This window comes from Tropicibacter naphthalenivorans, from assembly GCF_900176475.1.
In the GTDB taxonomy this organism is placed as follows: Bacteria; Pseudomonadota; Alphaproteobacteria; order Rhodobacterales; family Rhodobacteraceae; genus Tropicibacter; species Tropicibacter naphthalenivorans.
Genome location: NZ_FWXX01000012.1, coordinates 37,158 through 56,505 on the forward strand (window position 1 = coordinate 37,158; position 19,348 = coordinate 56,505).

Annotated in this window: 18 protein-coding genes and 3 pseudogenes; 9 read left to right on the plus strand and 12 right to left on the minus strand. The window is 64.4% G+C overall.

The window, feature by feature from the left end:
- The first annotated feature begins 4 nt into the window (after nucleotides 1-4).
- Both B9A11_RS18530 and B9A11_RS18535 read left to right on the plus strand, forming a co-directional pair.
- Nucleotides 5-1,294, plus strand: a complete 1,290-nt coding sequence (locus tag B9A11_RS18530; protein ID WP_058249227.1) for a TRAP transporter large permease — start codon at nucleotides 5-7, stop codon at nucleotides 1,292-1,294.
- Nucleotides 1,294-2,244 (plus strand): SMP-30/gluconolactonase/LRE family protein, encoded by a 951-nt coding sequence (locus B9A11_RS18535; RefSeq protein WP_058249226.1) that lies wholly within the window; start codon nucleotides 1,294-1,296, stop codon nucleotides 2,242-2,244. The genes B9A11_RS18530 and B9A11_RS18535 overlap by 1 nt, the downstream gene beginning before the upstream one ends.
- On the opposite strand, the gene B9A11_RS18540 is transcribed toward B9A11_RS18535, so the two are convergent.
- The 9 genes and pseudogenes from B9A11_RS18540 to B9A11_RS18575 all read right to left on the minus strand — a co-directional run bounded on the left by B9A11_RS18540 (nucleotide 2,241) and on the right by B9A11_RS18575 (nucleotide 9,709).
- Nucleotides 2,241-3,374 (minus strand): alpha-hydroxy acid oxidase, encoded by a 1,134-nt coding sequence (locus B9A11_RS18540; RefSeq protein ID WP_058249225.1) that lies wholly within the window; start codon nucleotides 3,372-3,374, stop codon nucleotides 2,241-2,243. The two genes, B9A11_RS18535 and B9A11_RS18540, sit on opposite strands and share 4 nt — an antisense overlap.
- 3 nt (nucleotides 3,375-3,377) lie before the next feature.
- Complete coding sequence (locus B9A11_RS18545; RefSeq protein ID WP_058249224.1) at nucleotides 3,378-4,358, minus strand: ABC transporter ATP-binding protein; 981 nt, start codon at nucleotides 4,356-4,358, stop codon at nucleotides 3,378-3,380.
- The gene (locus B9A11_RS22320) at nucleotides 4,351-4,851 is read right to left on the minus strand and encodes an ABC transporter ATP-binding protein (protein WP_412556304.1); all 501 of its coding nucleotides are present in this window, start codon (nucleotides 4,849-4,851) and stop codon (nucleotides 4,351-4,353) included. The genes B9A11_RS18545 and B9A11_RS22320 overlap by 8 nt, the downstream gene beginning before the upstream one ends.
- Nucleotides 4,852-5,366: pseudogene (locus tag B9A11_RS22325) on the minus strand (ATP-binding cassette domain-containing protein); the annotation flags it as partial. It abuts the gene before it with no gap.
- Nucleotides 5,363-5,680 (minus strand): ABC transporter permease, encoded by a 318-nt coding sequence (locus B9A11_RS21940; protein ID WP_200807318.1) that lies wholly within the window; start codon nucleotides 5,678-5,680, stop codon nucleotides 5,363-5,365. The pseudogene B9A11_RS22325 and the gene B9A11_RS21940, both read right to left, overlap by 4 nt.
- Before the next feature lie 427 nt (nucleotides 5,681-6,107).
- Nucleotides 6,108-6,263 (minus strand): annotated as a pseudogene (locus B9A11_RS22630) (hypothetical protein); the annotation flags it as partial.
- 9 nt (nucleotides 6,264-6,272) lie between these two features.
- Nucleotides 6,273-7,226 carry an ABC transporter permease gene (locus B9A11_RS18560; RefSeq protein ID WP_058249223.1) on the minus strand — a complete coding sequence of 318 codons (954 nt, stop codon included), beginning with the start codon at nucleotides 7,224-7,226 and terminating at the stop codon, nucleotides 6,273-6,275.
- A gap of 97 nt (nucleotides 7,227-7,323) precedes the next feature.
- A pseudogene (locus tag B9A11_RS18565) lies at nucleotides 7,324-8,802 on the minus strand (ABC transporter substrate-binding protein).
- A 139-nt stretch (nucleotides 8,803-8,941) separates the two neighbouring features.
- Nucleotides 8,942-9,709, minus strand: coding sequence for an MBL fold metallo-hydrolase (locus B9A11_RS18575; protein WP_143595932.1), 768 nt, complete (start codon nucleotides 9,707-9,709; stop codon nucleotides 8,942-8,944).
- Between the two features lie 672 nt (nucleotides 9,710-10,381).
- Between B9A11_RS18575 and B9A11_RS18580 the strand changes: the two genes are divergently transcribed.
- Nucleotides 10,382-11,251 (plus strand): VOC family protein, encoded by an 870-nt coding sequence (locus tag B9A11_RS18580; protein WP_058249219.1) that lies wholly within the window; start codon nucleotides 10,382-10,384, stop codon nucleotides 11,249-11,251.
- A 50-nt stretch (nucleotides 11,252-11,301) separates the two neighbouring features.
- Here B9A11_RS18580 and B9A11_RS18585 read toward each other — a convergent pair whose 3' ends face one another.
- Together B9A11_RS18585 and B9A11_RS18590 are read right to left on the minus strand one after the other, a co-directional pair.
- Nucleotides 11,302-11,679, minus strand: a complete 378-nt coding sequence (locus tag B9A11_RS18585) for a Rieske (2Fe-2S) protein (protein WP_058249218.1) — start codon at nucleotides 11,677-11,679, stop codon at nucleotides 11,302-11,304.
- Nucleotides 11,680-11,687: 8 nt separating this feature from the next.
- Nucleotides 11,688-12,629, minus strand: coding sequence for a VOC family protein (locus B9A11_RS18590; RefSeq protein ID WP_058249217.1), 942 nt, complete (start codon nucleotides 12,627-12,629; stop codon nucleotides 11,688-11,690).
- A gap of 236 nt (nucleotides 12,630-12,865) precedes the next feature.
- Here B9A11_RS18590 and B9A11_RS18595 point away from each other — a divergent pair, with 236 nt between their 5' ends.
- The 6 genes from B9A11_RS18595 (at nucleotide 12,866) to B9A11_RS18620 (ending at nucleotide 18,757) form a co-directional block, all read left to right on the plus strand.
- Nucleotides 12,866-13,831: a LysR family transcriptional regulator gene (locus tag B9A11_RS18595; protein ID WP_058249216.1), complete on the plus strand. Its 966-nt coding sequence runs from the start codon at nucleotides 12,866-12,868 to the stop codon at nucleotides 13,829-13,831.
- A gap of 66 nt (nucleotides 13,832-13,897) precedes the next feature.
- Nucleotides 13,898-14,905 carry an FAD-dependent oxidoreductase gene (locus tag B9A11_RS18600; RefSeq protein WP_200807316.1) on the plus strand — a complete coding sequence of 336 codons (1,008 nt, stop codon included), beginning with the start codon at nucleotides 13,898-13,900 and terminating at the stop codon, nucleotides 14,903-14,905.
- A gap of 149 nt (nucleotides 14,906-15,054) precedes the next feature.
- Entirely contained in the window at nucleotides 15,055-16,215 is a 1,161-nt protein-coding gene (locus B9A11_RS18605; RefSeq protein ID WP_058249215.1) for an alpha/beta hydrolase family protein, read from the plus strand.
- On the plus strand, nucleotides 16,212-16,847 hold the full coding sequence (locus tag B9A11_RS18610) for a cupin domain-containing protein (protein WP_058249214.1): 636 nt from the start codon (nucleotides 16,212-16,214) through the stop codon (nucleotides 16,845-16,847). Before B9A11_RS18605 ends, B9A11_RS18610 begins: the two co-directional genes overlap by 4 nt.
- 6 nt (nucleotides 16,848-16,853) lie before the next feature.
- Nucleotides 16,854-17,798 carry an NAD-dependent epimerase/dehydratase family protein gene (locus B9A11_RS18615; protein ID WP_058249213.1) on the plus strand — a complete coding sequence of 315 codons (945 nt, stop codon included), beginning with the start codon at nucleotides 16,854-16,856 and terminating at the stop codon, nucleotides 17,796-17,798.
- On the plus strand, nucleotides 17,795-18,757 hold the full coding sequence (locus B9A11_RS18620; RefSeq protein ID WP_058249212.1) for a fumarylacetoacetate hydrolase family protein: 963 nt from the start codon (nucleotides 17,795-17,797) through the stop codon (nucleotides 18,755-18,757). Before B9A11_RS18615 ends, B9A11_RS18620 begins: the two co-directional genes overlap by 4 nt.
- Nucleotides 18,758-18,848: 91 nt before the next feature.
- Here the strand turns inward: B9A11_RS18620 and B9A11_RS18625 are convergent, their stop codons facing one another.
- Nucleotides 18,849-19,304, minus strand: coding sequence for a hypothetical protein (locus tag B9A11_RS18625; RefSeq protein WP_058249211.1), 456 nt, complete (start codon nucleotides 19,302-19,304; stop codon nucleotides 18,849-18,851).
- Nucleotides 19,305-19,348: the final 44 nt, after the last annotated feature.

Consider the following 19,348-nt stretch of genomic DNA (forward strand, 5'->3'; position numbering starts at 1 on the left):
TAAGATGGAAGCGATCCTCGCCTTTGGCCTGCTGATCGGGCTGATCCTTGGCGGTATGTGGGTGCAATTTGCCGTGGCGGGCGCGGGCCTGACCTATATCTGGCTGCTCAAGGGCTTTGGCGGCTTCAAGGCGCTTGGCCTTGTCAGCTGGGGCGCGGCCAACAGCTTTACCCTCGCGGCGATCCCGCTGTTCGTCTTGATGGCGGAAATCCTGCTGGGTTCGGGCTTGTCCACGCGGCTGTACAATGGCGTTGCGCCCTTTATGCGGCGGCTGCCGGGCGGCCTGTTGCACACCAACATTGCGGGCAGCGGCATCTTTGCGGCGATCTCGGGCGGCTCGGCCCCCACCGCTGCGGCCATGTCCACCGTGGCCCTGCCGGAACTGTCGGCGCGCGGCTACAACAAACGTCTGGTCGCGGGATCGCTGGCGGCGGGCGGCACGCTGGGCATCCTGATCCCGCCGTCGATCACCATGATCATCTACGCCACCTTCACCGAGACCTCGATCGCGCGCCTGTTCGCCGCCGGTCTGGTGCCGGGGATCGTGCTGGCGCTGTGCTACATGGGCTTTATCATCGTGCGGGTAAAGCTGAACCCCAGCCTCGCCCCCAAGACCGAAACCCCCGCCTCGATGGGGGATCTGGGGCGCGCGTTGCTGGACATCGTGCCGTTCCTGATGCTGATCGTGATCGTGCTGGGCAGCATCTACGGCGGCTTTGCGACCCCCACAGAGGCGGGCGCGGTCGGCACCGTCGGCGCAATCCTGATCGCGGGGCTTTATCGCAAGCTATCGCTTGGGCTGCTGAAAGACGCGCTGTCGCGGACCGCGTCCATGTCGGGCAACATCCTGTTCATCGTCTTCACCTCGATGATCTTTGCCTATGCCACCGCCCTGTCCGGCATCGGCGAAGACCTCGTGGGCCTGCTGGAAAACGCCAATGTCTCGCGCTTGACGTTCCTGCTGATCATCATGGTCGTGTTCGCCATTCTTGGCTGCTTTATGGAAGGCCTCGGCATGATCGCGATCATCGTCCCGGTGATCTTCCCGGCGCTGATGGCGCTGGACGTGGACCCGATCTGGTTCGGCGTCTTTGTGGTCATCCTTGTGGAGCTGGGCCAGCTGACACCGCCGCTGGGGGTGATCCTGTTCGTGGTGGCCAGCTCGTCCGATAAGGTCAAGATCGAAGACGTGATCATGGGCACCCTGCCTTTCTTCATCATCATCGTATCCTTCATGCTGCTGCTGATCGCGGTGCCGCAGATCGCGCTGTTCCTGCCGGAGTTCACCTACTGATGGCCCACATCTACCCCGCCCCAGAGCCTGTCATCATCGACGCCGAAGTCTTTACCGAGCTGCCAAGCGCCCTGCGCCGCACCGGCCAGCCGTCCTATTGGGCGGAAAAGAACCGGCGCGGCGCGCCTGCGGATAGTTTCCTCGAAGGGCCGTCCTTTGATCTCGAAGGGAACCTGTATTTCGTCGACATCCCCTTTGGCCGGATTTTCCGCGTGGACCCGAGCGGCGAGATCACCCAGATCGCCGAGTATGACGGCCAGCCCAACGGGCTGAAGGTGCACCGCGACGGGCGCATTTATCTGGCCGATTACCAAAACGGGATCATGCGGCTGGACCCGGACATGGGGACCGTCGAAAAGGCGCTGGGGGATGCGGATACCGAAAGCTTCAAGGGCTGCAACGATCTGCATTTTGGCCGCGACGGCGCGCTGTATTTCACCGACCAAGGGCAGACGGGCCTTCAGGATCCGTCGGGCCGGGTGTGGAAATGGCAGATGGAAACCGGCGCGCTGACCTGCCTGATCGACAAGGTGCCCAGCCCCAACGGCTTGGTTCTGGATCTGGCGGAACATGTGCTGTTCCTAGCGGTCACCCGCGCCAATGCGGTCTGGCGTTTGCCGCTGTCGCCGTCGGGGCGCGTCAACAAGGCGGGACTGTTCATCCAGTTCACCGGCGGACGTGCGGGACCGGATGGCTTGGCGCTGACCTCGGACGGGGGTGTGGTGGTGTGTCAGACGGGCATGGGATTGGTCTGGGTGCACAACGCCCTGGGCCAGCCGATCGCCGCGGTGCGCAGCCCGCGCGGCCTTGGGACAACCAACTGCGCCTTTGGCGGGCCGGACGGGCGCACGCTGTTCATCACCGAAAGCGACAGCGGCAGCATCCTGCGTGCCGAATTCCCAGAGCATCTGGGCATCAAGGGCGCGCCGATGTTCTCGGGCGCGCTTTAAACCGGGTGCAGAATGGCGGGGCCGACTTCGGACAGGTCCCGCAGCCCCAGCAAGCCGAGATTGCGGTGCACTTCGCTGCGCAGCATCTCGGCGGCGCGTTCCACCATTCCCTGCCCGCCCAGCGTCGCGGCATAAAGGAACGGCCGCCCGACCCAGACAAGATCCGCGCCCAAGGCCAGCGCCTTGATCACATCCGTCCCGCGCCGGATGCCCCCGTCGATCATCAAGGCCATCTCGGCCGCCTGCTTTCGCGCCTCTGGCAAAACGCGCAGCGGCGAGATCGCGTGATCCAGCTGCCGCCCGCCGTGGTTCGACAGGATCACCCCATCGCAGCCCAAGCCCCGCGCTCGCGCCACGTCCGCCGGGTTGATCACCCCCTTGAGCACCAGCTTGCCGGGCCAAAGGTCGCGCATCAGCGCGAGGTGATCCCAGTTGAGGTGGTCCTTGCGCCCGAAATCCCGCGCCGCCTGCTTTGAGATGATCGGCGCACCGCGCGTGGCAAAAGAGTTCTCGAAATGCGGCATCCCGCGCGCCAGCGTTGGCGCAAAGGTGCCAAAGACCCAAGCCGGCTTGATCGCGAAATCCCACAGCAGCCGCGGCGTGATCCGCAGCGGCGTGGAAAACCCCGCGCGCAGGTTGTTTTCCCGGTTGGCCAAGACGGCGGTATCGGCGGTCAGCACCAGCGTGCGGAACCCGGCGGCGCGCACCCGGCCCAGCAGCGCGCGAATGCGGTCATCCTCGCCGGGCAGGTAGGCTTGGAACCACGCGTCGGGGTTGGCCTCGACCACGCGCTCCATCGGGGTCAGGGACGACCCGCTCAGCACAAAGGGGATCCCCGCCGCCTGCGCCGCCCGCGCCAAGGCCAGATCGCCGTCCCGCGCCATAAGCGCGCTCAGCCCCATGGGCGCAATCCCAAAGGGCGCGGCGTAGTCCTGACCGAACAGGCGGGCCGCACTGCTGCGCCCTTCGACGCCGCGCAGCACCGACGGGATCAGGCGCCAAGCGTCCAGCGCATCGCGGTTGTCCTGCCGCGCCGCGCCGGTTTCTGCGGCCCCGGCCACATAGCCAAACAGCGGGCGCGGCAGGTGTTTGCGCGCCGCCGGTTCGAAATCGTCCAAGGTCAGCAGCATGGGTCAGTACAGGTGACAGGCCACGTGATGCCCCTCGGTGATCTCTCGGCGGGCGGGGGCTTTCTGCTTGCAGAGCTCGGTGGCCATGGGACAGCGCGTGTGGAACACACAGCCCGACGGCGGGTCCAGCGGCGACGGGATTTCCCCGCCCAGAACCACCCGTTCCTTGCGCGCGCCGGGCTGGGTCACGGGCACCGCCGACAACAGCGCTTGGGTATGGGTATGCTTGGGCGCGGCGAACAGATCGTCGGTCGCCGCCTGTTCCACCATCTGCCCCAGATACATCACGCCGATCCGGTCCGAGATATAGCGCACGATGCTGATGTCATGCGCAATGAACAGGTAGGTCAAGCCGAACTCGGCCTGCAACTGCTTGAGCAGGTTGATGATTTGCGAGTGGATCGACACATCCAAGGCCGAGACCGGCTCGTCGCAGACGATCAGGCGCGGGTCCACCATCAACGCGCGGGCAATGCCGATGCGCTGGCGCTGACCGCCGGAAAACTCATGCGGGTAGCGGTAGTAATGCTCCGCCTGAAGCCCCACGCGCGTGAGGATATCCAACACCTTTTCCGTGCGTTCCTGCGCCGTTCCGATGCCGTGGATGACCAGCGGCTCTTCGAGGATCGCGCCGATCCGCTTGCGCGGATTGAGCGAGGAAAACGGGTCTTGGAACACCATCTGCATGTCCTGACGCGCCGCCTTGAGCTGGGCGTCGGTCATGTCAAAGACGTCCCGGCCGTCATAGATCGCCTGCCCCTCTGTCGGTTCTGTCAGGCGCAGGATAGTGCGGCCCAGCGTGCTTTTCCCGCAGCCGGATTCCCCAACCATCCCAAAGGTTTCGCCCCGTTTCAGGGTAAAGGTGACATCATTGACGGCCTTGACCTCTTGGACGGTGGTCCCCAGCGCGCCGCGCACGGGAAAGTACTTTTTCAGCCCTTTGACCTCTAGCAAGGGGCGGTCGTTCTGTGCGGTGTCAGGCATCTTGGCCCCCCATAAACGTCTTGGCGTGCCAGCAGCGGGCCTTTTGCCCCGGTGCGTGTTCCTCCAGCGCGGGCATCTGCGCGCGGCAGCGATCGTCGGCCATGGGGCACCGCGGCGCAAAGCGGCAGCCCGCAGGCACATTGTGCAGCGAGGGCACCGTGCCTTCGATCACATGCAGCGGCTGGGTGCGGTCACAATCGAGCAGCGCAATCGAGCGCATCAACCCTTGGGTGTAGGGATGCAGGGGCCGGGCAAACAGGTCGGCCACCGCCGCCTCTTCGACGATCTTGCCAAGGTACATCACCACCACGCGCGAACAAACCTCGGCCACCACACCCAGATCGTGGGTGATCAGGATAATGCCCATGTCCAGCTTTTGGTTGAGGTCGATCATCAGGTCCATGATCTGCGCCTGAATGGTCACGTCCAGCGCGGTGGTCGGCTCGTCCGCGATCAAGACCTTGGACTCGCAGGCCAAGGCCATGGCGATCATCACCCGCTGGCGCATCCCCCCGAAAGCTCATGCGGATACTCGCCGATGCGCTTTTCCGGCGCGGGGATGCCCGTCAGGGTCAGCAGTTCCAGCACGCGGGCATGGGCCTCGCGCCGCGAGACATTCTTGTGGATCAGGATCGCCTCGGCGATCTGGTTGCCGATGGTATACACCGGGTTGAGCGAGCTCAACGGATCCTGAAAGATCATCGAGATGTGGTTGCCGCGCACGTTGTGCATCTCGTCCGCGGGCAGGGACAACAGGTCCTGGCCCTCGAACCAGACCTGCCCTTCGTGGGTGGTGTAGCTTTCGTCGAACAGGCGCAGGATCGACTGGGCCGTGGCGCTCTTGCCGCAGCCAGACTCGCCCACAACCCCAAGGATTTCCCCTTTGGCCAGCGTAAACGACACGCCGTCCACGGCGGTCACGGGGCCGCGTTCGGTGCGAAAGTGGGTCTTGGGGTCCATTACCGTCAAGGCGGGCGGGGTTTGGCTATCCATAATCTCGTCCCTCATTTCTTGCCCCGGCTCGAATGCGGGTCGAGCAGGTCGCGCAGACCGTCGCCGAACAGGTTCAGACCGATGATCGCCAGCACGATGGTCACGCCGGGAAAGAAGGTCATCCACCACGCCTTGAAGATATAGGTCTTGCCGTCGGACAGGATGTTGCCCCAGCTGGGTGCGGGCGGCGGCACCCCGGCCCCCAGAAAGCTCAGCGCAGCCTCGATGATGATCGCCTCGGCGAAGATAAAGGTGGCCTGCACGATCAGCGACGACAGCGTGTTGGGCGCGATATGCCCCCAGATGATCCGGGTGTTCGACGCCCCCAGTGCGCGGGTCGCCTCGACAAAGGTCTGTTCCTACAGCGCCAGCGCCTCGGAGCGGACCACGCGGGCGATATAGGGCGTGGCCACGATGCTGACGGCGATCACCACGTTGGACACCCGCCCCCCCCAGCGCCGCCATCAAGGCCTGCGCCAGCAGCAGGCCGGGAAAGGCCATGATGCCATCGGCCACGCGCATCAGCACATGGTCGAGCCACTTGTAGTAGCTGGCATAGACCCCCACGATCAGCCCCAGCACACTGGCGATGATCGCCACGGCAAAGCCGACGCTCATGGAAATCTGCGCGCCATAGATCGCACGGCTGAGGACATCGCGGCCAAGGTTGTCGGTGCCCATCCAATGGTCCGCCGACGGCCCCTTGAGCCGGTTGATCACGTCCATCTGGCTCGGATCATAGCGCAGGAACAGCGGGCCAAACAGCGCCACCAGCACCAGAATGGCAATGATCACAAAGCCAATCACCAAGGACCGGTTGCCCAGCACTTGGCGCATGAAAATGCGGTTCTGTTCAGCCTTGAGCGCTTTTATGACCTGTTGCAGGTCGGTTTGTGAGACAGTCTGGGTCATCCGGGCGCCCTACTTCTTTTGGTCCAGACGGACCTGCGGATTGACCACGCCGTACAGCATGTCCACCGCAAGGTTGATAAAGACGAAGGCAAAGGTGACATACAGCACCGTGCCTTGGACGACGGCATAGTCGCGGCGCATCACGGCGTTGACGATCAGCTGGCCGATGCCGGGGATCGAAAAGATCGTCTCGACGATGGCCGTGCCCCCCATCAGCGCCAAAAAGCTTTGCCCCGTGACGGTCAGGATCGGCAAAAAGGCGTTGCGCAGCGCGTGCTTGTAGATCACCCAGCGTTCCTTGACGCCTTTGGCGCGGGCGGTGCGGATGTAGCCCGCGTTCAGCACCTCCAGCATCGAAGAGCGGGTCATCCGCGCGATCAAGGCCGCATGGGCCGTTCCCAGCGCAAAGGCGGGCAGGATCAGGAACTTGAGATGCTCCCACAGGCCGGCGCTGAGCGGTTGATACCCCGCCACCGGCAGCCAGCGCAGCGTCACCGAAAAGATCAGGATCAGGAACAGGCTCAGCAGAAAGTTCGGGATCGACATGCCCAGCAGCGAAAAGGCCATGACCGATTGGTCGGTCGCCGTGCCCTTGCGCCGCGCCGCAAGGATGCCCAAGGGCAGCGCCAGCACCAGCGCGATCAGCTCGGCGAGGATCCCCAGCGAGATGGTCGGCCCAAGGTGGAACAGGATCGCCTCGATCACCGTTTCGTTCATGTAAAAAGACTCGCCCAGATCGCCGCGCAAAGCGTTGCCGATCCAGTAAAAGTACTGCTCGACCATTGGCTTGTTCAGCCCAAGCTGTTCGCGCAGATCGTCCACCTGCTCTTGTGACGCCTCTTCGCCAAGGATCACGATCGCCGGATCGCCCGGCGTCAGGTACAGGATCAGAAAGACGATGGTGGACACGATGAACAGCACCGGCACCACCGAGAGCAGGCGCTTGATCAGATAGGATTTCATGGAAAGGTCTCGTGCTGTCAGGAGGGGGGCGACAAGCGGCCAAAGCGGGTATGCCGCAGGTCTATACCGCTCGCGGCATACCGATTATCTGGCGCGTTTACTGCGAAACGCTCACGTTCCAAAAGATGCCTTGGTCAAAGGTCGAAAATCCCTCAACCTTGGCGCTGTTGTAGGCCGAATAGCCGTAGGTGTCGCCAATCTTGGTGATCGGCAGGTACTCCCAAGACTTTTCATGCGCGGTGGGCCACAGCACCTTGGCTTCTTCGACGGTGCCATTTTGCATCTGCGCAACCATGCCGAGCAATTCCGCATCGTCGGTCCAGCCCCAGGATTTGGGGTTGAAAAAGATCCATTGCGTCGGAATCGGGTTCAGCGAGAACGGCTGCACGGTGATGTTCCAGTTGCCCGGCTCCAGACGCTTTTGCGCATAGGTGGCAAAGTCATAGGTCTCGACCTTGACAGTCATCCCCAAGCGCTGAAGCTGCGCCTGAATGATCAGCGCGGCGTTCTGGAATTCCGGCACGCTGGGCGCGAGCAGGGTGATTTCCTCGCCGTTATAACCCGCTTCGGCCAGCATGGCTTTGGCTTTGTCCTGATCGTTCTGGTTGTAGTACTGCGATCCGGCCTCGGTGTACCAATCCGCCTGCGCAGGCAGGTTGTAGCACGAGTTCAGTTCAAAGAATTCCGGGTTCGCATAGGCGCCCAGCAGGATTTCTTCGTGGTTCAGACCCGCGTTCACCGCCTGGCGCATTTTGACGTCGGCAAAGGGACCGGTCTGCTTGTTGTAGTTCATCATCAAGAAGCCAAGGTAGCTTTTGGCGATGCCCATGCGCGGGTCGCTGTCGAACCGGTCGAAATCGTCCAGCGACAGGCGCATGGCGATGTCATACTGACCGCTTTGCAGCCCCGCCGCGCGGGTCGAGGTGTCCTTGATGAAGTTAAAGAAGATCTCGTCGACCTGCGCCTCTTTCTGGCCGGCAAAGCCCGACGCGGGGGTGCCCATCGGCTGATAGGCGTCGTTCTTGGCGATGTGGACGTATTGGTCCTGCTTCCACTCGACGAACTTGAAGGGGCCGGTGCCGACGTAGTCCTTGACGCCCTTTTCGTCCGCCGCATCGACCACCGACTTGGGCATGATCACGGCAGTGTTCCAGGACGCCAGCACGTGCAGCGTGTCGACCTTGGCCTCTGGCATGGTCAGCGTGACGGTGTAGTCGTCCACCGCCTCAAAGGTGTTGCCCGCAAAGAACCGTCGCCCGCGCGAGTTGACCTCTGTTCAGCGGGTCATGGAGGCGACCACATCCTCGGCGGTCATCTCGGTGCCGTCGTGGAACATCACGCCCTTGCGCAGCACAAAGGTAAAGGTCTTGCGGTCGTCGCTGGTCTCGATGCTTTCGGCCAGGAAGGGTACGGGCTGGTAATCGCCGTTCAGCGTCACCAGCGTCTCGTAGAAGGTCCGGCTTAGCTCACGCGTATACAGCGTGGTGGACATCTGCGCGTCGAGCGAGTTGGGCTGGCTGTCGTAGCCAACGGTCAAGGTGCCGCCATCGGCCTGCGCCCCAGCGCCAAAGGCCATGACGGTGGCCGTCAACAGCGCCCCGAACAGCTTGCGGTATTTTACGGCTATAATGGGTCTCCTCCCCTGATGTCGTTTGCCCGCTGCATGGGACGTGCCAATGCAGCAAGGCGTCTTTTGCGAAGTGGCGGCGCGCTTTTTACGACGCCGCCTTCATGTCTTGGAACAGCTTGATCCGGTGATCGATGAACGCCTCCCACGCGGTCGGATCGACAAAGGGCGTGTAGTCCAGCCGATCCTCACCGATCTTTTCGAACATCCCCAGATGGCCCGGGTGCAGCGCGACGGCGATGTCCACCTTGCGGCTGCGCAGCTTTTGCAGCGAGGCGAGGTAATCATCCTGCAACGACTTGGGCTGCTTGTATTCCTCAAAGTAGGTGTCGGTGACGCTGCCCAGACCGCCCCCGCCGTGCAGCCCGACCACATAGGTCTTACCGTCCGCGTCACGGTCTTCGATGAACATCGAGGTGGTCCCGGCGGTGTGCCCGGGCGAGTGCACCGTGTGCACCGTCACATCACCCAAGGTGATCGGCTTGTTGTCGGCATAGTACTCGTCGATGTCGAAGTCCCCGCAGGCATAGCCCAGCGTGAACTGCAATTCCGGCTGCTCGGTGAGCATGTATTCGTCTTCCTTGGGGAAGTAGACCTGCGCGCCGGTGTATTCGGCGATGGGCCGCACGCCGCCGTGGTGGTCATAATGCCCGTGGGTCACGAGGATTTTCTTGATGTCGCGCGGATCGAACCCCAGCTGGCGGATGCTTTCGAGCAGCAGATAGATCTGCGCGTGCATGGTGGTGTCGATCAGGATCAAGCCTTCGTCGGTGCGGATCAGGTGCCGCCCACCCAGTTGTTGCCCACGTAGTAGACATTCGGCGACACCCGAAACGGCGCGATTTCCACTTCCCAAGGCCGGTCACACCCTTGGATCAGGTATTCTTGCGGGGATTGGGGTTTGGGGTAGGTTTTTCCCGACATATTGGATCGGCATCCTTTGCTGAAACTGTCCGGCCACCTGCGCTGCAAGCGGCCCCGCGATACGGCCTTTGCCCAATAGGCCAAGCAGCCCCAAGGGACTGCGTTGCATTCAAAAACGTGCGAGGGAGCGGGTCAGATCAGCGCGCGAAGCCACTTGGGGCGCCGCTGCGTTTCATGTTTGAATGTCTCCCCCCACACAGGTGGGCCCCGGGCAGGACCACCTGAATTGCATCCACTCTATGGATAATTTATCCTAATGGTATCACGGATTTTTAATGCTCTCATTAAGACTTTCTACACCTTTGGCCTTGGTCGTTCCGCACAGCAGTTACGAAGGTGTCAAAACGCCTTAGAACAGGGCGGATGCGGTCACCGGCACGCCGAGGCGGGAAGGATCGCTTTCGATGCCTGATCCGCGCCGGGCGCGCGCGCCATTTATATTTCGGGGCAAGCCCTGCATATTCAAACCAACCCGATGATCCGAACCCCAAGTTCGGGCAAACCGCCCTTGGCCCAAGCGCATAACGGTGGACCATTCCGCCGCCCAAGCCGGTCACGGTCTGCACGCAGATGGCGCCGCCTGAAGCCACAAAGAGAGCCCACAGTGAAGCGTCGAGACATCCTGAAATCCGCCAGCGCCGCAGCGCTTTGCACCACCCTGCCCCACACTGCTCGCGCCGCGAACAGCCTGCCGATGGCGGCCCCGATCCATGTGGGGACCGTCGGCCTGCGCACCCGCGACGCCGAAAGCCTCGCGCGCTGGTACGCCAAGGCCGTGGGCCTGCGCGAGTTGCGCCGGGATGGGGCGACGATCTGGCTGGGCGCTGGCGAGAGCCCGCTCTTGGCGCTGACACAGGTCGAGGGTCTGGGCCTTGCGCCCGCACAAGAGGCGGGCCTGTTTCACACCGCCTTTTTGTTGCCGACGCGGCGTGATCTGGCGCATTGGATCGCCATGGCCCTCGACCGGCAACTGCCCGTGACCCGCACCGCCGATCACCGCGTGAGCGCGGCGATCTACCTGACCGATCCCGAAGGCAACGGTGTCGAGATCTATGTGGACCGCCCGCAAGAGGACTGGGCTTGGGTCGATGGCGAAGTGCAGATGGGGACGTTTCAGCTCGACGTGGACGGGATCATGGGGCAGCTGGGCCTGCTGCCGCCGAACTGGCAAGGCGCGCCGGTCGGCACGACGGTGGGCCATGTGCACCTGAAGGTTGGCGATGCCCCGCGCGCCGCGCGCTGGTGGCAGGACGAGATCGGCTTTGACGCGGTCAGCTCCCGGCCCGACGCGGTCTTTTTGTCGACGGGCGGCTATCATCACCATTTCGCGGTGAACCACTGGATCAGCCCCGGCGCCGGGCGCAGGTCGCAACAGCAAACCGGCCTGGGTTTCGTCGAACTGCGCCGCGCGCAAAGCGGCGGCCTTGCGCAGGCGTTCGAGGACGATTGGGGCACGCAAATCCGGCTGGTCTAAGCCTGCGGCCCCAGCGCTCCCCGGCGGCCTTTTGAAAACCGGGGCGCGCTTTAACGCCGAAACCCCGGCGCATAAGGGCCGACGATCCACAGCGCCCCGCCCCGGATGTCGACCGGCACCGGGGTCAGCCGCGCGCCAATGCAGGGGCCGATTTCGCAGACGCCGTCCTCGATCCGGAACAGCGCACCGTGCGCGGCGCACATGATGCGGCTGTGATCGCCGTTGAGGAATTCGTTTTTCTTCCACGCCATGCGGGCGCGGTCGTAATGCGGGCAGAGGTTCCGCCACGCATGGACCTGCGCCCCCTTGCGCACCACGAACATGGTGTCGCGCCCTTCGCCCAAGGGATCGAACCCGACAGAGCGCGCGTCGGGCAGGTCTTCGACCCGGCACAGCGGCTCTGTCAGCTCGCGCGGTTCCCAGCTCATGGCGTTCCTCACGCGGGCTTGCCGCCCCCCTTGCCCGGAGGAGGCCCACCGGGGGCCCATTTCTCGACGTGCTCGAACAAAAAGACCTGCGCCTGTTCCGGGCCCATCGGCCCTTCGCGGTGAATCCAATCGCCGTCGTGGTGGTCCATGTCGGCGTCGTATTCCACATGCGTGCCCAGCGGCGAGTTGAAGTACCAAAACCAGTTCGAGCCGAACTTGTGCCGCCCCGGCCCCCAAAAGCTCTCATAGCCCTTTTGGACCATGCGCGAGCCGGCCAGCATCAGCTCGGTCGGGCCCTGCATGTGGAACGCGAGGTGTTCCAGACCCTGCATGTAGGGCGACGTCTGGATCATGAACAAGACGTGGTGGTCGTTGTTGGCCTGCGGGCGCAGGAACGGGCCGGTGTTGGTGAACTTGTCGGTGACCACGAACTTGAGCCGGTCAATGTAAAAGTTCGCCATCGCGTCCATGTCCGGGACGAAATAGACGATATGCGACAGGGTGCGCGGCTTGGCCTCGGCGTCCTGATCCACACCGACTTCGTTCATCGCGCGCCCCGGCTTGGCCCCCGGCGAGTTGATCAGCTCGGCGGGCAGGTCCAGCGCGCGGCGGCGGGTCAGCTGAAAGCCGATCTCAAAGCCCGCGTCGTCCTTGCACAGCAGCTGGCCGTTCGCTTTGACAACCTCGCGGTCTTTGGACAGTTCGGCCTCGATGGCATCGAGCGAGGCCTGATCCTCGACCCCCCAGACGGTGCGGCGCAGCATAGAGCCGGTTTCCAGAGCGGGCGGCAGGCTGGCATCGTCGCGCGCCCGAATGGTGACCGCGGTCCCATCAAGCGCCTCAAAGGTGCCATCGCCCACATCGGCAAGCCCATAATCTGTCAGGAACGTGCGGCTGGCGTCGACGTTGTCGACCCCGAAAATCAACTCATCCGGCCCGATAATTCTCATACTGCGGTCCTCCTCCTGGATCTTTGGGCCGCCTGCGCAGGGAACAAGCGCGGGGCGGCGTCCCAGCGACCATAGGCAGCGCCGTACCATTTCAGAAATTGCAATTCTGGATGGTTTGCATTCACCAAATGAATGCGACAAGCTGCGTCGCGGCGGTCAAAACTGGCCCCCATCGCGGCGCGCAAACGCCGCGTACAGACCGGGCCAGAGGGGGGTCCGAAGGGGAGGAGAGGCATATGCGGTTCAAGAGACTGGACCTGAACCTATTGGTGGCGCTGGATAATCTGCTGGCATTGCAATCGGTCAGCGCGGCGGCGGCACGCATGAACATGAGCCAGTCGGCCATGAGCAACGCCTTGACCCGGCTGCGGACCTATTTCAACGATCCCTTGTTGGTGCAGGTCGGCCGCCGGATGGAACTGACCCCGCGCGCGGTCTCGATGCAGGCCGCGGTGCGCGATATTCTCGTGCGGATCGAGGCGACGATCGAGACCGCGCCAGAGTTTGACCCGGTGAACACCGACCGAGAATTCTCGATCCTTTTGTCGGATTATTCTCTGACGGTGCTGATGCCGCGCGTGCTGGCGCTGGCCGAAGAGATGGGCGCGAACGTGCGCTTTCGGCTGCTGCCGCAGACCGCCTACCCCTACAAGCTGCTGGAAAAGGGCGAGGCCGATCTGCTGATCTCGCCCGAGTTCTACGTCTCGGACGATCACCCGTATGAGCGGCTGTTCACCGACCCGTATGTTTGCGTGGTTTGCCGCGACAGCGCCCTTGCGGGCAAGGAGATCACCCGCGAAGTCTATGCCGCAACGGGGCACGCGGTGATGGTGCCGCCCAACTCTGCCGGATCGCTCGAGGCCGAGATGCTTGCCCGCCTCGGGATCGAGCGGCGGATCGACGTCAGCGCCTTTTCCTTCTCGGCCCTGCCGAACCTGATCGTTGGCACGGAAAAGATCGCCACAGTCCACCGCCACATCGCCCGGATCGCCGCCCAGACCCTGCCGCTGGAAATCCACCCTCTGCCGTTCAAGCTGGACCCGCTGACGCAGGCGATGCAGTGGCACAGCTATCGCGACGGCGACCCCGGTCTGGTCTGGCTGCGCGATCTGATCGTGCGCGCCGCGCAGACGCTGGAAGGCTCCGGGGACGCTGTGCCGCTGGCCAACCCCATTGATGTGCTCAATACAGTCGATCCGTAAGTTCAATTTTAAAAATGTCAGCCGCCCCCATAGCCTGCCGGAAACAGACAGGAGGGGAGGCCTGACATGGAACTGCAATCTGTGCTTGTTGTCGGTGGGGGGATTGGCGGTCTGACCGCAGCCATCGCTTTGCGCCGCAAAGGGTTTCCAGTGACCATCGTGGAAAAAGACCCAGAGTGGTCGGTCTATGGCGTCGGCATCATCCAGCAATTCAACGTGATCCGCGCCATGTGGGCGCTTGATCTGCTGGACGACTACCTTGAAAAGGCCTTTGGCTTTGACCGCACGGTGCTGCATGTCGGCCCCCAAGGCCAGCAGGTCGCCAATTTCGAAACGCCCCGGCTGGCGGGCGCGGCCTATCCGTCGAACGCCGGCATCCGCCGCACCGACCTGCAAAAGGTGCTGGGCGACCGGGTTCAGGCGCTGGGGGCAACGATTCGTCTGGGCACCACGGTCACGGCAATGCAGGACGACGGCGCGGGCGTCACGGTGACGCTTTCGGACGGCACGACCGAACGCCATGACATCGTGATCGGCGCCGATGGCGTGTTCTCGCAGACCCGCGCACAGATCCTGCCCGATGCGCCGCAGCCCTGCTACACCGGGCAGTGGGTCTGGCGCTACAACCTGCCGCAGCCCGCCGATATGGACGGGATCCAAGTCTTTGTCGGACCGCAGAACGCGGGCTTTGTGCCGCTGGGTCAGGGGCAGATGTACATGTTCCTGCTCAGCCAGGAAGCGCCCGGTCTGGCGCTGCCGCAAGAGGGCGCCGCCGAGGCCATGCGCGCCCGCATTGGCCCCATGGCCCCGCCGCAGGTCAGGGCCGTCACCGATCAGATCACCGACGACGCCGGCGTGGTCGCCCGCCCGCTCGAGGTCGTCTTTGTCGAGGGCGCGTGGCACAAGGGCCGCGTGGTGCTGCTGGGCGATGCCTTGCACGCCTCCACCCCGCATCTGGCGCAAGGCGCGGGCATGGCGATCGAGGACGGGCTGGTGCTGGCCGAAGAGCTGGCGCGTGCGGCACCCCCGACGCTGCCTTTACCGCCTATCGCACCCGCCGTTTTGCGCGGGTGAAATTCATCGCCGAAAACTCGGTCAAGGTCGGGATGGGCCAAATGGGCCAGACCCCGCCCGTCGACATGGCCGATCTGAACCGGCGCACCATCGGCCTGATGGCCGAGCCGATCTAAGCGCAATTCCCAACCGAAGGAGACGCCAACCCCATGGCGATGTTCGATTATTTCCCTAACTACGTCTGGAACCTGTCCGTCTCGATTGCCATGGCAAGCGGCGCAGAGCTGGGCGAGATCATGGATATGTGCCAGCCGCTGCTGGCCAAGGCCGAATCCGGCGAAGACGCAGGCACGCAGGATTTCATGGCCGCTTGGCTCAAGGTGGCGGACAAGCTGGTGGGTCTCGCCGCAGAGGACGAAGCCGCCGGGCGGATGCTGTCCGCCGGTCCGAAACTGCAACGTGCCGCGCTGTACTATCTGACCGCCGAGCGGATGCAGGGCCACGGCCATCCGGGCCGAGCCGAGACCTATCAAAAGGGGCTCGATGCCTTTGCCAAGGGTACGCAGGCGTCGCGCGACAACGTCGAGCGGTTCGAAATCCCCTACGGCGACAAGACGATCCCGGTGCTGTATACCCGCGCCGAAGGCGTCACCGGCCCCGCCCCGGCGGTGGTTTACCTCAATGGTCTCGATAGCTGCAAAGAGCTGCTGTATTGGTCGCGCCTGCCGCAGGAACTGGCCAAGCGCGGCATTTCCACCCTGTCCGTCGACCAACCCGGCACCGGCGAGAGCCTGCGCAAGCAGGGGATGCCCGCCACGTGGAAATCCGAGGACTGGGGCACGCCGTTGTTCGACTGGCTCGCCGCGCGCGCGGACGTGGACGAGACCCGCATCGGCATCACCGGCATCTCGCTCGGGGGCTTTTACGCCCCGCGCGTCTGCGCGTTCGAGCCGCGCTTTGCCGCGGGGGCGGTCTGGGGCGCGAACCACAACTGGGCCGAGGTCCAGCAAAAGCGCCTCAAGCGCGAGGGCGAAAACCCCGTGCCGCACTACTGGAAACACGTTCAGTGGGTCTTTGGCGCGTCGGACATGGACGAGTTTTTCGACAAGGCGTCAGGGATGCACCTCAACGGCGTGATGGACAAGATCAAGGTGCCGTTCCTTGTGACCCATGGCGCGAACGACCGGCAGATCAGCGTCGATTATGCCCATCAGTCCTATGACCAGCTGGTGAACAGCCCGAAACGCGCGCTGAAAATCTTTACCGAGCGCGAAGGCGGCGTGGAACATGTGGGCGCGGACAATATGTCGTTCGGGCGCAGCTACATCGCCGATTGGTTTGCCGAAACCCTTGGCGGGCGGCTGGCATGAGCGCGCAGAAGGCCCTGCCCGAGGTGCACCGCGTTGTCACCGGGCATGATGCCTCGGGCAAGGCGGTGGTCCTGTCGGACGGCGCGCCGCCGCATGTGACGCGCCCGCCCCATCAGCCGGGGCTGGCCTTTCACGAGCTGTGGAACACCGCCGCCACCCCCGCCCCGGTGGATTTCACCGAAAGCGAGCCGACCGACCGCCACCGCGACACCGCGCCGCCGAAGGGGGGCACGGTGATCCGCTTTGTCGACATTCCGCCAGAGGGCCGCGACGGCCCGGAGTTTGACCGCGCCACCGCCAAAGAGGTGTTCAGGGCGGTCGGGCTGGGCGAGAACGCCCGCTACACGATCCCCGGTCGGCACCCGCTGATGCACCGCACCGAAAGCATCGACTACGGCATTGTCCTGTCGGGCCGCATCACGCTGCTCTTGGACGAAGACGCGGTCGAGCTGTCGCCCGGCGACGTGGTGGTGCAGCGCGGCACGATCCACGCCTGGGCCAACCGCTCGGACGAGGTCTGCCGGATGGCGTTTATCCTGACCGACGGGGCCTTTGCGCCGGAATTGGCACAGGCGCAGAGCGCGCATGACGCGGCGGTGCAGGCGTCTGCCATCCCGCCCAAGACGGACTGATCCGGGATGCGTCTCGCAGTAACTGGCGCGGCAGGGTTCCTCGGGCACGACGTCGCCCGCCGCGCCTTGGCGGCGCCCCAGGTCACAGAGCTGATCGCGATCGACCGGGCCGCGCCTGCGCTAAGCGGGCCAAAGCTGCGGGTCGTGACGGGCGATCTGCGCGATGCGGCGGTGCAAAGCGCCGCGACCGAGGCCGACGCGGTGATCCATCTGGCCGCCGTTCTGGGCGGCGCGGCGGAACAAGACCCCGCCTTGGCGCGGGAGATCAACATCGACGTGCCTCTGCGGATGATCGAGGCGATGCGCGGCGCGGCAAGGCCCAAGCGGTTTGTCTTTGCCTCTTCGATCGCCGTGCTTGGCCCCGAGATGCCCGACCCGGTGACCGACACCGCGCCCTGCGATCCGGTGATGCTGTATGGCGCGCATAAGGCGATGATCGAGACCGCCTTGGCACAGGCCACCCGTCGCGGCTGGATCGACGGAGTGTCCTTGCGGCCCTCGGGGATCGTGGCACGCGATGGGCTGGATGCGGGGCTGAAATCGGCCTTTATGTCGCGCCTGTTCTTTGCCGCGCAGCGGGCCAAGCCGATCACCCTGCCCGTGCCGCCAGAGGCACGCACGTGGATGGCCTCGGCCACAATCACCGCAGAGAATTTCCTGCGGGCCGCGCTGATGCCTGACCTTGGCCCCCTGCGCAGCCTGACGCTGCCCGCGTTGGCGGTGCGCTTTGACGCGCTGGTCGCAGCCTTGGACGCGGCGTTCCCCGGCACGGCGGCGCGTGTCAGCTTTGCGCCCGACCTCGAGACAACCCAGCTGTTTGGCCAATTCCCCGCGCTTGAAACCACCGCCGCCACGGCTGCGGGGTTCGCCCGCGACGCGGATCTGGCTGCCTTGGTGCGCGCGGCCTTGCCAGCGACTGCCGACACCCGACAACCGGAGGAGACCCCATGAAACTGACATCACTGGATGACGGCAGCGCCGACGGGCGGCTGCACCTCGTCTCGCGCGATCACAGCCGCGCCGCCCCCGCAGAGGCCGTGACCACCCTGCAAGCCCTGCTGGAGGATTGGGACACGCACGCCCCCGCGCTCAAGGCACAATACGCCGCCGTGAACGCAGGCGCGGGCGTGCCCTTTGACGCGGCCAAGGCGCTGGCCCCGTTGCCGCGCGCGTGGCAGTGGCTGGACGGGTCCGCCTATGACAGCCACGGCGCGCTGATGGAAAAGGTGTTCGGGATAGAGCCGCTGCCGACTTGGCCGCCCTTGATGTATCAGGGCATTTCCGACCGCTTTCACGCAGCCCGCGCCGATGTGCCCCTGCCGTCCGAAGACGACGGCATCGACTTTGAGGGCGAGTTCGGGATCATCACCGACCGCGTGCCCATGGGCACCGATGCGGCAGCGGCGCGCGGCCATATCCGGCTGCTCGTACAGATCAACGACTGGTCCCTGCGCAAGCTGGCCCCGCGCGAGATGAAGACCGGCTTTGGCTGGCTGCACTGCAAACCCGCCTGCACCATGGCCCCCGTGGCGGTCACGCCCGATGAGCTGGGCGCGCAGTGGCGCGAGGCGCGCATCGACCTGCCGCTGGTGGTCGACTGGAACGGCGCCCGCTTTGGCGCGGCGCAGGGGGTCGAGATGTCCGCGGGCTTTGACCAGCTCATCGCCCATGCCGCCTATTCGCGCGATCTGGTGGCGGGGACGGTGATCGGCTCGGGGACCGTCTCGAATGAGAGCTACCGAGAGGTCGGCTCGTCCTGTATCGCGGAACGGCGCGGGATTGAAATCCTCGACGAAGGCGCGCCCACGACAGAGTTCATGCGCTTTGGCGACCGCATCCGCATGGAGGCCCGCCTGCCCGACGACACGCCGCTGTTCGGGGCCATCGACCAGATCGTCGTCAAGGCTTGACACCGCGACACAGAAAAAGCCGCTGGTGAGGGGATCGCCAGCGGCTTGAGTTTGTGCCTTTTGGGAGTGATGCCGGCCCGGTTGAGGGTCGTCAGAAGTTGACGGTCACAGCCGCCACAAGCGCTTGGTTATGGCGCTTGCCGGTCAACCCGTGGTGACGGGTGTAGGACAGGTCAATCCGGTTGCCGCGCTGGTCCATCCGCGACAGGCCCAGCCCCACGATCGCGTAGTTCTGCTCTTGGACATAGGCGTCCAGATCGTTGGCATACTCATGTTCCAGACCGATCTTGAAGCTCGGCGACCACGCGCCCGGCGGCACCTCTTTTTCAAAGTTGGCGACCGCCCAGATGGTGCCGTAGTCCTCGGTGTCGCCCACCACACCAGACGAGACCACGCCAAAGCTGTCCGCCGTCGCCTCGATGAAGTTGCGCTGAAAGTTCATGCCCAGCACCGGGTGAAAGACCCACGCTCCAAGGCCCGGCATCTGCTCGGCGGTGTAGGTGCCCACCAGCTCTGTCTGGAAATAGAACCGGTCGTCGCCCTGCACGTGGCGCAGCGTGGTGCCCGGCCCGGCGGCGACTTGCAGATCGG

Bases quoted from the DNA above. Each gene is read 5' to 3' on its own strand.
- B9A11_RS18530 (WP_058249227.1), top strand. From the start codon at position 5: ATGGAAGCGATCCTCGCCTTTGGCCTGCTGATCGGGCTGATCCTTGGC.
- B9A11_RS18535 (WP_058249226.1), top strand. From the start codon at position 1,294: ATGGCCCACATCTACCCCGCCCCAGAGCCTGTCATCATCGACGCCGAA.
- B9A11_RS18540 (WP_058249225.1), bottom strand. From the start codon at position 3,374: ATGCTGCTGACCTTGGACGATTTCGAACCGGCGGCGCGCAAACACCTG.
- B9A11_RS18545 (WP_058249224.1), bottom strand. From the start codon at position 4,358: ATGCCTGACACCGCACAGAACGACCGCCCCTTGCTAGAGGTCAAAGGG.
- B9A11_RS22320 (WP_412556304.1), bottom strand. From the start codon at position 4,851: ATGATCGCCATGGCCTTGGCCTGCGAGTCCAAGGTCTTGATCGCGGAC.
- B9A11_RS18560 (WP_058249223.1), bottom strand. From the start codon at position 7,226: ATGAAATCCTATCTGATCAAGCGCCTGCTCTCGGTGGTGCCGGTGCTG.
- B9A11_RS18585 (WP_058249218.1), bottom strand. From the start codon at position 11,679: ATGAGCTGGGAACCGCGCGAGCTGACAGAGCCGCTGTGCCGGGTCGAA.
- B9A11_RS18590 (WP_058249217.1), bottom strand. From the start codon at position 12,629: ATGAGAATTATCGGGCCGGATGAGTTGATTTTCGGGGTCGACAACGTC.
- B9A11_RS18595 (WP_058249216.1), top strand. From the start codon at position 12,866: ATGCGGTTCAAGAGACTGGACCTGAACCTATTGGTGGCGCTGGATAAT.
- B9A11_RS18600 (WP_200807316.1), top strand. From the start codon at position 13,898: ATGGAACTGCAATCTGTGCTTGTTGTCGGTGGGGGGATTGGCGGTCTG.
- B9A11_RS18605 (WP_058249215.1), top strand. From the start codon at position 15,055: ATGGCGATGTTCGATTATTTCCCTAACTACGTCTGGAACCTGTCCGTC.
- B9A11_RS18610 (WP_058249214.1), top strand. From the start codon at position 16,212: ATGAGCGCGCAGAAGGCCCTGCCCGAGGTGCACCGCGTTGTCACCGGG.
- B9A11_RS18615 (WP_058249213.1), top strand. From the start codon at position 16,854: ATGCGTCTCGCAGTAACTGGCGCGGCAGGGTTCCTCGGGCACGACGTC.
- B9A11_RS18620 (WP_058249212.1), top strand. From the start codon at position 17,795: ATGAAACTGACATCACTGGATGACGGCAGCGCCGACGGGCGGCTGCAC.